Annotated in this window: 14 protein-coding genes and 1 pseudogene; 3 read left to right on the top strand and 12 right to left on the bottom strand. The window is 50.2% G+C overall.

The features are described 5' to 3' along the window. The first annotated feature begins 297 nt into the window (after positions 1–297). Complete coding sequence (locus E0L35_RS24870; RefSeq protein ID WP_133732152.1) at positions 298–1,689, top strand: MBL fold metallo-hydrolase; 1,392 nt, start codon at positions 298–300, stop codon at positions 1,687–1,689. A 107-nt stretch (positions 1,690–1,796) separates the two neighbouring features. Next, positions 1,797–2,252, top strand: coding sequence for a DUF305 domain-containing protein (locus E0L35_RS24865; RefSeq protein WP_022522170.1), 456 nt, complete (start codon positions 1,797–1,799; stop codon positions 2,250–2,252). 807 nt (positions 2,253–3,059) lie between these two features. Here E0L35_RS24865 and E0L35_RS24855 read toward each other — a convergent pair. The 12 genes from E0L35_RS24855 to E0L35_RS24795 form a co-directional block, all read right to left on the bottom strand. Next, positions 3,060–5,372, bottom strand: coding sequence for a heavy metal translocating P-type ATPase (locus tag E0L35_RS24855; protein WP_008958466.1), 2,313 nt, complete (start codon positions 5,370–5,372; stop codon positions 3,060–3,062). Next, positions 5,365–5,823, bottom strand: a complete 459-nt coding sequence (locus E0L35_RS24850; protein WP_008958467.1) for a hypothetical protein — start codon at positions 5,821–5,823, stop codon at positions 5,365–5,367. Before E0L35_RS24850 ends, E0L35_RS24855 begins: the two co-directional genes overlap by 8 nt. A 27-nt stretch (positions 5,824–5,850) precedes the next feature. Next, positions 5,851–7,188 carry an APC family permease gene (locus E0L35_RS24845; protein WP_008958468.1) on the bottom strand — a complete coding sequence of 446 codons (1,338 nt, stop codon included), beginning with the start codon at positions 7,186–7,188 and terminating at the stop codon, positions 5,851–5,853. Positions 7,189–7,408: 220 nt separating this feature from the next. Continuing rightward, positions 7,409–7,753 (bottom strand): hypothetical protein, encoded by a 345-nt coding sequence (locus E0L35_RS24840; protein ID WP_022522184.1) that lies wholly within the window; start codon positions 7,751–7,753, stop codon positions 7,409–7,411. 40 nt (positions 7,754–7,793) lie between these two features. Further along, positions 7,794–7,970 carry a DUF2933 domain-containing protein gene (locus tag E0L35_RS24835; protein WP_008958470.1) on the bottom strand — a complete coding sequence of 59 codons (177 nt, stop codon included), beginning with the start codon at positions 7,968–7,970 and terminating at the stop codon, positions 7,794–7,796. A 1,370-nt stretch (positions 7,971–9,340) separates the two neighbouring features. After that, on the bottom strand, positions 9,341–9,751 hold the full coding sequence (locus E0L35_RS24825; RefSeq protein ID WP_231125686.1) for a cytochrome c: 411 nt from the start codon (positions 9,749–9,751) through the stop codon (positions 9,341–9,343). 52 nt (positions 9,752–9,803) lie between these two features. Continuing rightward, positions 9,804–10,670, bottom strand: coding sequence for a YCF48-related protein (locus E0L35_RS24820; RefSeq protein WP_008958473.1), 867 nt, complete (start codon positions 10,668–10,670; stop codon positions 9,804–9,806). Positions 10,671–10,693: 23 nt separating this feature from the next. Further along, complete coding sequence (locus E0L35_RS24815; protein WP_008958474.1) at positions 10,694–11,437, bottom strand: cytochrome c biogenesis protein CcdA; 744 nt, start codon at positions 11,435–11,437, stop codon at positions 10,694–10,696. Between the two features lie 15 nt (positions 11,438–11,452). Then, complete coding sequence (locus tag E0L35_RS24810) at positions 11,453–11,836, bottom strand: hypothetical protein (RefSeq protein ID WP_008958475.1); 384 nt, start codon at positions 11,834–11,836, stop codon at positions 11,453–11,455. Positions 11,837–11,848: 12 nt separating this feature from the next. Further along, positions 11,849–12,397: a TlpA disulfide reductase family protein gene (locus E0L35_RS24805; protein WP_008958476.1), complete on the bottom strand. Its 549-nt coding sequence runs from the start codon at positions 12,395–12,397 to the stop codon at positions 11,849–11,851. Between the two features lie 14 nt (positions 12,398–12,411). Beyond that, entirely contained in the window at positions 12,412–12,852 is a 441-nt protein-coding gene (locus tag E0L35_RS24800) for a DUF411 domain-containing protein (RefSeq protein WP_008958477.1), read from the bottom strand. Between the two features lie 100 nt (positions 12,853–12,952). Further along, positions 12,953–13,189: a hypothetical protein gene (locus E0L35_RS24795; protein WP_008958478.1), complete on the bottom strand. Its 237-nt coding sequence runs from the start codon at positions 13,187–13,189 to the stop codon at positions 12,953–12,955. 245 nt (positions 13,190–13,434) lie between these two features. On the opposite strand from E0L35_RS24795, the pseudogene E0L35_RS24790 reads away from it, so the two are divergent. Further along, positions 13,435–13,638 (top strand): annotated as a pseudogene (locus tag E0L35_RS24790) (MerR family transcriptional regulator); the annotation flags it as partial. Positions 13,639–13,764: the final 126 nt, after the last annotated feature.

Genomic DNA, 13,764 nt, shown 5'->3' with positions numbered 1-13,764 from the left:
TGACCCAGCCAAAAGGCGCGGGTAGGGTTGAGTTCACAGGTCATGGTGATCTCCAAAACCAACAAGAGATCATTAGTGTGAAGAGGCGTAATTAGCTTGAGTAGATGGGTTTGGTGGCTCGCTTACGAACAGACTAACGTTTTTTGTGAGATTAACGTCGATTACGTTTCACTGTGGTTGCAGTGGCCAAATCGTTCTATCTTAAATGTTAGTTGACAACGAGGAAGCACACGCGTTTTACGTAAAAATATTGGACGATTGGGCAATGACACCCCCCATCTTTTAAAGGAGGTAGCGATGCTTATTTTCGAGTCTTTTTTTACAAGTGGCCTAGCACAGATTTCCTATCTGGTTGGTGACAGCAAGGCGGCAGTGGCCGCGGTAATCGACCCTCGTCGAGATATTGATATCTACTTGCAGATGGCAAAAGAGCAAGGCCTGCGAATTGCCTATGTCATCGAAACGCACATTCATGCAGAGTTTGTATCCGGTGCTCAATCACTGGCGAACCGCACTGGTGCGCAGGTTATTGGTGGCCGCTCCGATGAATACCGGTTCGACCTTCGCCATGTCAGCGATGGTGAGGTATTGGAACTCGGCCAGGTAAGGCTGCAGATCATGCATTCGCCGGGCCATACGCCTGAACACATTTCTCTTCAGCTGTTCGATACGCAGCAAGGCAGTGACCCCATCGCATTATTCACTGGCGACACGTTGTTCAACCTGGATGTTGGGCGCCCTGATTTGCTTGGAGAGGGCAGTGAACGAAAGCTGGCCAGTGAGCTATTTCACACTCTCTTTGATCGTTATCTGCCGCTGGGCGATCGGATAGAAATATATTCCTTTCATGGGGCCGGTTCGGCGGGCGGTAAGTCGATAGGTGACAGGCATCAATCTACGCTTGGCAACGAACGGCTTTTTAATTCTGTACTGCAGGAAAAGAGTAGCGAAGAGGCGTTTATTGACACGCTGCTTGCCGATATGCCGGAACCGCCACGACACTATGCGCGCTTGAAGAAGCTGAACGTCGGTGCCATCGAACAGTGGGAAAGCCTATCGCTGGCCCCGCCGCTGTCGCCTGATGACTTTCAATCACTTGCTGGCAACGCCAACATGCAGGTCGTAGACATTCGCTCAATACTGGCATTTGGCGGTGGCCATGTGCCAGGGGCTATCAACATCGCGTTACGTAACGAGTTTGTCAGTTGGGCGGGATGGATGCTCTATGACTCCCGCCCAATTTTGCTGGTGGGCGAGTCGACAGAAGATGTCCATCAAGCCATTACCCAGCTCTACCGCATCGGCCTGGATGACATTCGTGGCTACCTGCACAATGGTATAACGGATTGGCAGAATGCGGCACTACCCCTGAGCAGGTTGCAGGAGTGGACCGTCCACGAGCTGAACGCTCGGCGTGAAGAGCCCGATGTTCAGGTGCTTGATGTGCGTAGTCCCAATGAGGTTGCCAATGGACGAGTACCGGGCGCAAAGCATATTTACGTCGTCCATCTTGCCGAGCAACTAGATAAATTAGATCCGAACAAGACCATCGCCACTTACTGCGGATCAGGCTATCGAGCCTCGATTGCCGCCAGCCTTCTGAAGCGAGCTGGCTTCTCCGACGTGGCGAACACGCCAGGGTCATGGGCGGCTTGGAACGCAGCAGGTCTGCCTATTGAAACGAGCTGAGCTGAACCGGTGTATCAGTACTCCCATGCCGCTCAAAATCGCAAAATACGAGTACGTAGGCATCATGCGATAATTTCATTATTATATTGATTTTAAAGGAAAAATCTATGAAAATGTCTTACTGGCGTTTCGTCGCAATGGTCGCTACATCGACAATCATTATGTATGGGTTGATGTATCTGAACACGTACGCTTTTGACCATGTTTTCTGGAGCGAAACTAGAGCATGGATGGCTCTTGTCATGGGGGCTGTGATGGCGGTAGTGATGTTGAGCTTTATGCTCAATATGTATCAGAAAAAAAAGATAAACATCGCCATCTATGCAGGCAGTGCTGTGCTTTTCATTGCTGCATTATGGATCGTCCGTAGCCAGGTTACCGTAGATGACACCGATTACATGAAAGCAATGATTCCCCATCATTCAATCGCGATCCTGACCAGTGAGCGAGCGAAAATTTCAGATCCGCGTGTCCGTGAGCTGGCAGATGAAATCATTGCTGCACAGCGTCGCGAAATTGAGGAAATGAAACAGCTCATAAACGACTTGGAAAAAGCGGACTGATGTTTATTTTTTCATAAAACCGTTCACGTCAGATTTTTATCTTTCCGATTATCACATTAGGCACTGTTTACCTCACCGGTTGTGGCTTTCCAACTTCGGGAGACCTAGGAACAGTTGTACAGCCCTTAAGTTTTTCGTGCGTCGATATATCAGAGACGATTTGGTGCGCCGCATAGTGTGTGCCATAGATTGACGCATCTAGACCCATTTCGGTGACCCAGGCTTTCACAATACGGGCATATTGGCGCGTGGATAGATGCTTTGCGCTATTGATTCGGCTGGAAAACAAGAAGTCTTCGCTCCGGAGCTGAGCAAGCTGTATCCAGTAGATAATAGCGATGTGAGTTTGCTCGGTAATTTCGAACTGGACAGGTCAATGTGACTTTTGCTGTATCATAATGGCTCGTGAAGATATGCACGCAACATGGGCTATAGCCCGTACTCGTAAATTGAAGAGGTCGCAGCCTCGTAGATTGCTATCGATAGCTAAATTGTAGAGGGCAAGAGTTCTCTCGTCTTTTTGGCAAGCTGTAGGCGCACACGGATGGCCCAGATATCTTTTAGACTCAGAGGTGCCTTCTCCCCAACCAACTTGCCTTTATTCCAAGGTGTAAAGGAGATTTCAGTCGAAACATTCATGGCATGATCCTCCATCAGGTGGAGATCAAAGAATGGGTTGCCTCAGATGTCATGGCAAACAACCCATAAAGGAAAAAGTTGAGATCAAAATGTTCGGGCTAATGCACGTGAGGATAATATCCATAGTGAACATGAACAACTGAGTGATTTATCTTCGAGTAGATATTGTTACTTAATAGCAATCATCCTAAGTCGTAAAGCATTGCCAATCACGCTCACTGAAGAGAGTGACATCGCCGCCGCCGCGATAATCGGTGATAACAGCATACCTGTGAAGGGGTACAAAATCCCTGCGGCAATGGGGATGCCTGCCGCGTTGTAAGCAAAGGCAAAAAAGAGATTTTGGCGAATATTACGCATGGTGGCTTTTGAGAGCTTATGCGCCGTGGCAATACCGGTAAGATCTCCTCGCAGTAGAGTAACCCCAGCGCTTTCTATCGCCACATCGGTGCCGGTTCCCATGGCAATGCCGACATCCGCTGTAGCCAGCGCAGGTGCATCGTTCACGCCGTCGCCGGCCATGACAACAATGCGCCCTTCATCACGGAGACGCTGAATCACTCGGCCTTTATCCTCTGGAAGCACTTCAGCTTCGACCTCATCAATGCCTAGCCGACGTGCCACAGCGTTGGCGGAGGTGCGATTATCGCCTGTCAGCATCACCACTCGAATGCCGTCAGCCTGGAGTGAACGAATGGCTTCTTCGGTGGTTTCCTTGACCGGATCGGCAATGGCGAGCAGCCCAGCTAAATTCCCGTCGATGCTCGCAAAGATGACAGTAGCACCGTCGCTGCGCAATTGATCGGCATGTGTGTCTTGAGACTGGGTGTTAACGCCCTCGCTTTCCATCAATAGCCGGTTGCCCAGGGCAATACGCTTGCCATCTATCTGGCCTATAACGCCCATGCCATTGGGAGCCTCGAAGTCCAACGCTTCTGTTAATTTTACCTCTGCCTCTTTAGCCTTTTCGACTATTGCATGGGCCAAGGGGTGCTCGCTGCCTCGCTCAAGACTAGCTGCCAAGCGCAAAAGCTCCGATTCAGCAATGCCTTCAGTGAGAATCAACTCGGTCACTCGTGGTTTGCCTTCGGTAAGCGTGCCGGTTTTGTCGACGACGACGGTGTCGACCTTCTCTAGACGTTCAAGAGCTTCGGCATCGCGAATCAACACGCCTAACTGGGCACCGCGCCCTACACCGACCATAATTGACATGGGGGTAGCAAGACCTAGCGCGCACGGGCAGGCAATGATCAGAACACTAACCGCCGCAATAAGGCCAAACGCCATCGGCGGGGTAGGGCCCCACAATGACCAGGCGATGAAAGCCACAACAGCAATGAGAATAACGACGGGTACAAAGATGCTGGCGACTTTGTCGGCAAGCCCTTGAATGGGTGCGCGGCTGCGCTGGGCGCTGGCGACCATTTGCACAATCTGCGACAGCATCGTGTCCTGGCCCACCTTGTCAGCGCGCATGACAAAGGATCCTTGACCATTGATGCTGCCGCCAATGACGCCATCGCCGACTTCCTTTTTCACCGCTAGTGGTTCACCGGTAACCATGGATTCGTCAACGTTGGAGCGACCTTCCATCACTTCGCCATCTAATGGCACCTTATCGCCGGGGCGCACCCGGAGACGATCCCCTACCTGAACCTGGTCAAGAGAGATATCTTCCTCATTGCCCTGATCATCAAGGCGTCGAGCGGTAGCAGGCGCCAAGTCGAGCAGAGCACGAATAGCGCCAGAGGTTTTTTCACGAGCGCGTAGCTCTAATACTTGTCCCAGTAAAACTAAAACGACAATCACTGCCGCTGCTTCGAAATAAACGGCCACCGAACCATCGGCTTGACGGAAGGCGTCGGGAAAGATGCCCGGTGTGAGGGTGGCCAGCAAACTGTAGAGCAACGCGGTGCCGGTACCGATCGCGATTAGCGTGAACATATTAAGGCTGCGATGCACTAGCGAACGCCATCCGCGTACAAAGAATGGCCAACCTGCCCAGACGACTACCGGCGTTGCCAGCAGCAGTTGAATCCAGTTAGAGGTTTGCTGGGAAATAAAATGCATAAGGCCAAACACGTGGCCACCCATTTCTAGGGCAAACACGGGGAGGGTCAGTACTAGGCCGATCCAGAAACGCCTGGTCATGTCCTTGAGTTCGTCCGAAGGGCCGGTGTCAGCAGAGACGGTCTCAGGTTCCAGCGCCATGCCACAGATTGGACAGTCGCCTGGGCCTTCTCGTCGAACTTCTGGGTGCATCGGGCAAGTATAAATAGACCCCGAGGGTACTGACGCTTGTGACTGTTTGCTTGGCTCAAGATACGCATCAGGCTTGGCAATAAACTTTTCCTGACACTTTTCTGAGCAGAAGTACCAAGTCTTACCCGCGTGATCGGCACGGTGGCGGGAGGTATGGGGATCAACGTCCATGCCACAAACAGGGTCTTTCACCTTTGTCTCGTTATGGTCTTCAGACATCGTTCATTCTCCCCGTTTGGCGAACAAGGCGCATGGCTTCGTGCTCTTCAAGTGCTAAAAGGGAATCTAAGAGCTCTTTAGCCTCAGGAATTTCCGCTTTGCCAACGAGGGTTCGATAAAGGTTTATCGTTTGTTCATGGAAATCAAAAACCTCTCGGCAAATGTCGTCAACACTTAGCGTGGAATAGGGCGCATCGCAGGTACGATGCGTACGGATAGGTTTATGCTCCAAATAGTCATAAACGTAGGTTTTTAATGCTTTCGCGTCAGCAGTCTGTTCAAAGCGCGCCACAACGCGCTGCATTTCCGCTTCCTGTGCAGCTAAGTAATTGAGCAACATGCGAGCGCGCTCTTCTTCGTGTATATCGGCGCAATGAGCAAGGCAAGCTGCAAGATGCTCGTGTAACTGACGGGTCCAATCGATCAATTCACCAAAGGTTCTAACGTCCATTTGGTACCTCCTATAACGCTATTAACGTTAATGAGTGTGAGAGTGCTCGCTATCGTTTGAAGCGTCGCGTTTGGATAGGAAAATCCATTCGCCGAGTAAAAGAGTAGCCATTACTACGCCAGCAACGATGAGCACCATGGGGTCCGAGATGGCTTTTACCCATAAAAAGCCGATTAACACGACAGCATCTAGTAGTATGGCAATGCTAGGAATAACAGGATTAGCCCCCACTCTGTCCTTGAGATGACGAAGCACACCCCAGTGGATGGCCATATCCATGATCAGGTAGAAAATGATGCCTAATGCTGCGATGCGGCTCAGGTCAAAAAAAGCGGTGAGCACTAAGCCAAATACGATGGTGTACACCAGTGTATGCTTTTGTACACTGCCGGGCATGTGGAAATGGCGGTGAGGAACCAGCTTCATTTCTGTCAGCATGGCGAGCATGCGTGAAACGGCAAAGACGCTGGCGATGATACCGCCCGCCGTTGCCAACATGGCGAGAATGACGGTAAACGCAACTGCCGCTTCACCCAGTGCGGGACGGGCAGCGGCGGCCAGGGAGTAGTCTTGGGTTTCGATAATTTCAGGCAAAGATAGGTTGCTGGCAACGGCAAAACCGACAAGGGCATAGATCACCACGCATAGCGCAATCGAGATCGTGATAGCTTTGCCAAGATTCCGCTTAGGATCTTTAAGCTCCGAACCACTATTGGTAATCGTCGTGAAGCCTTTAAATGCCAGTATGCCGAGCGCCGTAGCACCTAAAAAGCCCGTTATCGTAGGCGTAGGTGCATCGTTGCCAGCACCCATTTCGATGGAGTCGGCAATAAACACGCCGACAATACCAAACACTATAATGCCACCTATTTTGATAAATCCGAGCACCGAGGCGACGGTCTCGATCAAGCGGTTGGCGGATAAATTGATCAAAAAGGCTATTAGCAGTAAACCAACCCCGAGTAGGGGCACAAATAGTGAACGATCCCCCAGGTCAAACAACTCAAGCGTGTAGGAACCAAACGTTCTCGCCAAAAAACTCTGTGCGATCACCATGGAAAAATACATCAGGAGGGCATGAAAGGCGGTGGGAAGCGTCGGGCCATACGCTTTCTGTAAATACATGCCAATCCCACCTGCTGATGGGAAGGTATTGGACATTTTAACGTAAGAATAAGCGCTGAAAGAGACAATGACGGCAGCGGCCAGAAAGGCTAGAGGAAATAGCCGACCAGTCATTTCGGCCATTTGGCCGGTTAGCGCAAAAATACCGGCCCCAATCATCACGCCGGTGCCTAATGCAACGGCACCGACCAACGAAAGACTGTTTTCTTTATATTGTGGCGTTCTATCCTGCCCAACCATGAAAGCGACTCCTTGTATTAACGGCAACCACAGCAGCAATAACTGCCGAGGACTCCTGTGCGGTGTTTTTTGATGCTATATAAATTAAATATAGAACCTATGTGCAGCCACATGGCAAATGACTAACGGAAGGTCTGATTTTGCGAGGCCACAGGCAAGCAGCTCTTACCCTAAACTAGCTAGTCTTGCTCCTGGTTGTGTCATGTAGCCGTTATGACTATTAATGACAGCTCCAAGGTTCCTGTTTAGCGTTGTCTTTAACGTTCTGATCGACGAAACGGTAATACTCCTTCTTAAAGCGGTTCCACCGATCAGCGCTGACCTGTATGTCATGGAGCTTGAGAATTTTTTCAACGTCATCGATGCAGAGCCTCAGCGCATCGTAAGCAAGGCTGATATTTCGGTTTTTCTCGTTGTAGACCACCTTATCCATTCCATAGAGTCGGTCGATATCTGACAGCGCTTCTTCAATGCGTTTGGATTTACTAGGCTTGATTTTTAAATTCCGAGTCACCAGTGTGTTTTTGGAAACACCCAAGCGGTGCTCTTGTTGTGTCGTTTTCATGGTCTTTCTCCCAGGCGCGTACATGTATATATAGAGTGGTTCAGTCCTTGTCTATTTTGTCCTTATGACCGCCGTGGTGTTTATGCATGAAAATATGCATCAGTGGGCATGCTGCCAAAAAGAGGAAAGGTAAGAACTGAAATAGGTGGAGACGGTGCTCGGTTCCAATCAGGTATCCCGCCCAAATGACAAACCCAGCAAGTGGCACCCACAACATCAGCAAACGACTACTTGTACTGTTACTCATAATCACCTCAGTAACTCGCCCAAAGAGCCAACAGCAGTTAAGGCCGTTGGTTTGGGAAAAATCAAATAAATAACCCCAATAACAGCATGGATGATTTGTCTGAACGCAACCTGAACAGCATCGGAGGGAAATATGATCCTGATCAAGCGCCTCGCAAAAAGTAGGCGATAATTACCCAAGCGGTATCCATAGCCTCATTCCCATCATCATTAGGTTTTCGGTGAGCGATACAAAGCTTAATGGGTATTACTGTTGCCGACACAGGCGCACTTGAGCTCACGTTTATCGAGGTATATCGCTTTAAAGACAGAACCTGTCACACGGTGCCAACGAATAGCGCCAGTGGCGCAGCCAGCCAGATAAGCGTATCGGCCAGCAATTAGTAGCTTCGGAAGTATCTAGGCGTGAAGGTAAACGTAACTGAAGGGGACTTGGCGCTGGGCGTGCAGGTCATAGTTGAGAAACATGGCGCTAAAGCTCGCTACGCCCTGCAGCTTTTGCAGACCCGGGGGTATGATCGCTGTGGCTACGGCATACTCTAGCACGCGTGCAGTGAATATTATGCACTGAACCTCCCAACTGGCAGAAAAATCGATGAGTAACGCAGTGGCAAAAATTGCCAGCACAGGGCGATAGGTGGTCGCATTAGGGTCTGAAACGCTAACTCCCAGGTGCTCATGAAGCTCTTCATAGCCGCCAATACGTTCATAGCCCAGATATCCCTGGGAAATCGTATCGACATGTTCCTGCTCTGTAAACGCGTCAATCTCTTATCGCGAAGTCAGCAGGTTTACGTTCACCTAAGGCCCATGTGCACGAGCAGGTCAACGATCTACAAGCCAAACGGACATATGTACTCTCCTGTTTGCAACCATAAGCGCGAGCGCTGGAGTGGGTCGTTGTCACCGTTATGAACCTCTTAGTTGTTTATTAACACTATATTGCTTACCTAACATAATAATCTAACTCCCTTCCACAGCCTTCAGATCAAATATGTGGCGCGACGAAAACTTTATTGTGAAGTGAGCCAGTCGATCTTACTAAGCCTGAAGGCGCCTCAGTCGTTAGGTAATAAGTTTATTTTATATGAAATTTGTTAACTTCCATGTCTCAACATAAACATTTGAGATTCGCTAAAGTGTATATTTATTCGCTGACAATGCGAAGTTGGTTTTCTAAGTAAGGGCTAGCATTCGCCGGGAGCAGGTTTGTCGGAGTTAAAAGGACCAAGAGGTTGTTTTCTACTTAATAACACAAGTGGGCGGTTGAGACGGTAGCTAACAGTGTGGTGACCCATAAGGTGACTAAGAAAATTTGTTATAGGGCATAGACACTATTATTTACTCTGGGGGTATTCCAGTTTGTATTGGAAAGGGGTTCTCAATACTTTCGTCTGCTTGGTGACGCCTTTGCTCTTGTGTCCATAATGTCTTGAGATAATTCACCACATCTCGTATCTCGCTGGGAGCCAAAACTTCCTGATACGCTGGCATCGTTAGCCTATCGGTTTTATTCCAGGGGTCGCGCCAACCCTCGGCAATAATTCGGTAGAGCATGGCATCAGAGTGTTTCCAGGTATGGCCCTCTGGCCCATGTGGTGGAGCAGGTAACTCGCCTAGAGCATTTTGCTCTTCCCAGTTGGGCATGCCTTCGCCTTGTGTACCGTGGCAACTAGCACAGTATTGTCGGTAAACTCTTTTTCCGTCTTCCAGCTGAGGAGTATCGCTTGAAAAAGGACGGTCCTCAGCCATGGCGTGCCCCACAACCATTAGCGTCAGCCATGAGGCAGTGAAAAAACAGTGCTTACGCATCGGGATAAGTCCAGGATTGGCCTTCGTCTTCACTGTGTAGAAGTTCCCCTTTCTGGTTTAAACCATAGAGAGTGTCTTTGGCGGAGAGTGTGAGTGCAACGAGCTCTGTGCCGTCACCAGCTACTTGTTGCCACTCTTGACCACCCGTTTCACTACGCCATAGTCCTTGCTGTGTAACCACATAGACTCGCTTTGGGTTGCCAAGGCTATAAGCCACATCATAGACGCTGCCAGCATCAAGTGCTCCGGTCGGTCTCCAACCGCAAAAGCAGTCCATCGATAGACGCACCGCATCGTCCGATACCCCGTAGAGCCAGCCGGTCTGCATGCTGCCTTCCATGTCAGAGTGGACGAGTCGGTTAATCTTTTGTGAAGGACCACTGTCCATTTTTTTCCAGGTGGTGCCAGCATCCTCGCTTTGGTAGATGCCGTCTTCTTCAATTACCGCATAAAGTGTTTCGTTCTGACGGCGATGTACAGCTAGCGCAGTAACCTCTCGGCTAGGTAGGTTAGCGCTAAGCTCTTGCCAGGTTTCTCCATTGTCGGTGCTACGCTGCACCCCGATTGAGGGGCCTGCGATATAGAGCGCTTGCGGATCAGTGGAGGGGACCGATACCGCGCGCAACTGGCCTTCATTCACGTCTTCGGGCAAGGGAATCGCATTCCAGGTCATGCCTTCATCGGCACGCTGGAATAGTTGGTTAGCCTCAATTTTAAACAGTCGTTTGCCTGTTACGTCATATTGCAGTGCAAGCAACCCTTCTTCAGTTGCCAAGGCCGTAATGGCGCTGCCAAAGCTGACTGCGGCCAAGCCTGTCAGTAAGAAGACACGTAAAAAACGACTCACGATCATGTGCATTTCAATATTTCCTTAAATAACGATTAGCCGATAACACCTAGGGCAGGGAAAGTACGCAATAACCAATATGACAGCTCGGATAGTTTGCCTGTGATCATTAAGCTACCCATCAGAATCATGATCAACCCAGCCGCTATATGTATGAAATGCCCCCAGCGACGCAGGAATTTCTGGTGCTTTATGAAGCGATCGAGCGAAATAGCACTCAGCATGAAGGGCACACCCAGACCCAAAGAATAAACGCCGAGCAACGCCATGCCGCTCCAGGCGTTGGCCGTGGAAGCGCTGACGGTAAGAATGGCACCCAAAATCGGGCCAATGCAGGGGGTCCAGCCAAATGCAAACGCTAAACCAAGCAGATAAGCCGCACTGCGGCTTCCGCCGACGTCCTTCAGTCGACCCATAAACCGCCATTCTTGCTGAAACCAGCGCCACGGCATGAGCCCGGTCATGAAGGCACCAAACAGGATGACGATAAGGCCACCGACTAGGTTTGCTTCTTGGCGATACACCAACAGCAGACGACCAATGGCTGTGGCACTGGCTCCCAGCATCAAAAAAACGGTTGAAAAACCGAGCACGAACCACATTGACTGGGTTAATACCCGAAGACGCTCTCGTCTATCCGCTTCCTGTAGTTGTCCGAGCGAGCGGCCGGTCATGAATGAAAGATAGCCAGGCACAAGTGGCAAAACACAGGGCGAAATAAACGAGATCAGGCCTGCCAGAAAGGCAGTGGCAAGTCCTATATTGGCTACTTCAAGCATTATCCTTTACCTATGCTAGGCTTGGAATTTTGACGAGGACTGCTTGATTGACTCGCTTTGATCTACTATTTGGTGAGTGGTGGGCGCTGTGTCGGCATTCACTTCTGAAGCGTCTTCTACCTGGGCCTGAACATTGGTAGCGTCGCTTTGCTCGGTCGCTTCACCTTTTTTGTCTTTGCACTTCATTATGCATAGGCCTAATCCGCACATAATGAGACATGGCAATAGGCTCAATAGAATAGGCGCGATGCCGAGCAAGACCAGGTTATCCCAGCCAAAAGCAAGGCCGCCAGCCACTGCCACGCCACCCAGCAACATCAGGCCGCGAGGCCCTGTCAACAGGCCTTGTAGCCCCGATTTTTGTTTGCTCTGTTGGGTTTTGTCGTCACAACAACTCATGGTGCTACCTCATTATCTGGTTGCAATCATTTCGGTAAGAAAGTCGATCATGTCTTGAGTGTTCCACTCGGCTTCCCCCACGAGGCGCCCAATTTCTTTGCCTTGGCGGTCAAGTAGAAGCGTCGTGGGAATACCTACAGCCCCAAGATCTGCACTAGCCATCCCGGTTTTATCTATATAGGGAGCCAGATGCTCAATGCCTATCTCTTGATAAAATTCATTAACAATCTCGATCCCCTTACGGTCGATCGATAAGGCGACCACTTCAAAATTATCGCTGCCAAGCTCAGCCTGGAGGGCATCTAAAGTGGGCATTTCCTCTCGACAAGGCCCACACCATGTTGCCCAGATGTTGAGTAAAATCAGTTTTCCTTCAAAGTCAGCCAACGTTAAAGGGGTGCCGCCGCTATCCTCGAAACTGATTTCCGATACGTCGTTGGGGGTGGCCCAGAGAAGAAACCCTTGTGGCCCTGAGCTTTCTGACGGGGCGGCCATGGCAAGGGATGTGGCAGTCATCAGAAATACGGCTACGAGATATCCTGCCAGGATGGGTAGTTTCATCGCCACACTATCCCTTAGTGAGTCGCGTAAATGTCGGGGCTATCGGTCGGTTGCGAGGCTATGGCATAGACCTCGAGCGGGCCGCGTTTTTCTCCCGACATGCCCGGTGAGCCAAGCGGCATTCCCGGCACACTCAGCCCTATGATAGAGGGCTTTTCATCAAGCACTTGGGTCACACTCTCAACAGGCACATGCCCTTCGAAGAGATAGTCTCCTACGACCGTGGTATGGCAGCCATGCAGTTCTTCAGGGACGTTATACTCGGCTTTCATTTCCACTAGATCATGGGTGTCGACCGTCTCCACGTCGAAGCCGTTTTGTTCCAAATATTTGGCATATTCGGCACAACACCCGCAATTGGGATTTTTGTAGAGGGTCGCTGATATATCAGCCGCCAATCCCGATACGGGAAAAGCCAGCAAAGACGTAACAGCTAACGCTTGCCAATGTTTCATATATTGAGTGTCCGGTTAGTTAACAGGGCGGAAGGTCTCATTGACGCTGCCCGCATAAGAAAAAGGTTGCTTGCGTACAAGCAACCCCATCCGAGTCGTTTCAAGCGTCGTCGTTCTCATGCTGCATGTTTTCCATCATGGCGTTACATTTTTCCATCATGGATTTCATATCGCCCATCATGTCGTGCATACCACCTTCTTGCATCATATTGCTATGCATGTCATTGCCCTCCATCGGCTCCTGCTGATTCTCTTCTTGGGCAAGAAGCGAGCTAGCTCCGAAGCTACTGGCAGCAACAATGGCGGTAAACAGGATCGCAGTATTACGTTTACGCATGACACTCTCCTCCGTGTGTGAATCACTCTGCCAAACGAGCTGGTGGTAGGACTTGATTACGGTTTTTACCTTGTGGCAGAGGTGCTTTTGTAAGATATCCTTAAAGCAGACTTTAAGGTCAAGGCCTCATTTTAAATTTCGATGTACAACCGAAAGGTTTGCCATAAACGCTCAATTGAAGACTTGACCTTTGGGCAGCCTGGCGGTTGTAAGCTGGCTACGAGTAAACAAATGAGGGTAAGCCAATGCGAGTTTCCGAGCTGGCTCAGACGGGAGGGGTAACGGCAGAAACAGTACGTCACTATACAAGGGAAGGGTTGTTGCAACCGCACCGCGACCCGCGCAACGGTTATCAACTCTACGATATAGAGTCCTTGGGGCGCCTACGTTTTATCGACTGCCTGCGTTCGCTGGGCGTTAGTCTTCCAGAGATCAAACAAATATTATCGGGTATACGGATTTAATGGTTGATGGGGCACCTTCACCCCATCAATCTGATACCACCCTCAGATGGTTGATAGATCGACTCCGTAGTTGAGTTCCTCTGCGAAGTCCGGCAGTCCGTAACCGATGGT

The organism is Halomonas sp. ATBC28 (assembly GCF_005937175.1).
Classification (GTDB): Bacteria; Pseudomonadota; Gammaproteobacteria; order Pseudomonadales; family Halomonadaceae; genus Vreelandella; species Vreelandella titanicae.
The sequence above is the reverse complement of the archived record's forward strand: the minus strand, read 5'-3'. Positions and strand labels throughout refer to the sequence as shown.

Excerpts from the sequence above, each read along its gene's own strand:
- E0L35_RS24870 (WP_133732152.1), top strand. The coding sequence starts at position 298 with ATGCTTATTTTCGAGTCTTTTTTTACAAGTGGCCTAGCACAGATTTCC.
- E0L35_RS24865 (WP_022522170.1), top strand. The coding sequence starts at position 1,797 with ATGAAAATGTCTTACTGGCGTTTCGTCGCAATGGTCGCTACATCGACA.
- E0L35_RS24855 (WP_008958466.1), bottom strand. The coding sequence starts at position 5,372 with ATGTCTGAAGACCATAACGAGACAAAGGTGAAAGACCCTGTTTGTGGC.
- E0L35_RS24850 (WP_008958467.1), bottom strand. The coding sequence starts at position 5,823 with ATGGACGTTAGAACCTTTGGTGAATTGATCGATTGGACCCGTCAGTTA.
- E0L35_RS24845 (WP_008958468.1), bottom strand. The coding sequence starts at position 7,188 with ATGGTTGGGCAGGATAGAACGCCACAATATAAAGAAAACAGTCTTTCG.
- E0L35_RS24840 (WP_022522184.1), bottom strand. The coding sequence starts at position 7,753 with ATGAAAACGACACAACAAGAGCACCGCTTGGGTGTTTCCAAAAACACA.
- E0L35_RS24835 (WP_008958470.1), bottom strand. The coding sequence starts at position 7,970 with ATGTTGTGGGTGCCACTTGCTGGGTTTGTCATTTGGGCGGGATACCTG.
- E0L35_RS24825 (WP_231125686.1), bottom strand. The coding sequence starts at position 9,751 with ATGGCTGAGGACCGTCCTTTTTCAAGCGATACTCCTCAGCTGGAAGAC.
- E0L35_RS24820 (WP_008958473.1), bottom strand. The coding sequence starts at position 10,670 with ATGCACATGATCGTGAGTCGTTTTTTACGTGTCTTCTTACTGACAGGC.
- E0L35_RS24815 (WP_008958474.1), bottom strand. The coding sequence starts at position 11,437 with ATGCTTGAAGTAGCCAATATAGGACTTGCCACTGCCTTTCTGGCAGGC.
- E0L35_RS24810 (WP_008958475.1), bottom strand. The coding sequence starts at position 11,836 with ATGAGTTGTTGTGACGACAAAACCCAACAGAGCAAACAAAAATCGGGG.
- E0L35_RS24805 (WP_008958476.1), bottom strand. The coding sequence starts at position 12,397 with ATGAAACTACCCATCCTGGCAGGATATCTCGTAGCCGTATTTCTGATG.
- E0L35_RS24800 (WP_008958477.1), bottom strand. The coding sequence starts at position 12,852 with ATGAAACATTGGCAAGCGTTAGCTGTTACGTCTTTGCTGGCTTTTCCC.
- E0L35_RS24795 (WP_008958478.1), bottom strand. The coding sequence starts at position 13,189 with ATGCGTAAACGTAATACTGCGATCCTGTTTACCGCCATTGTTGCTGCC.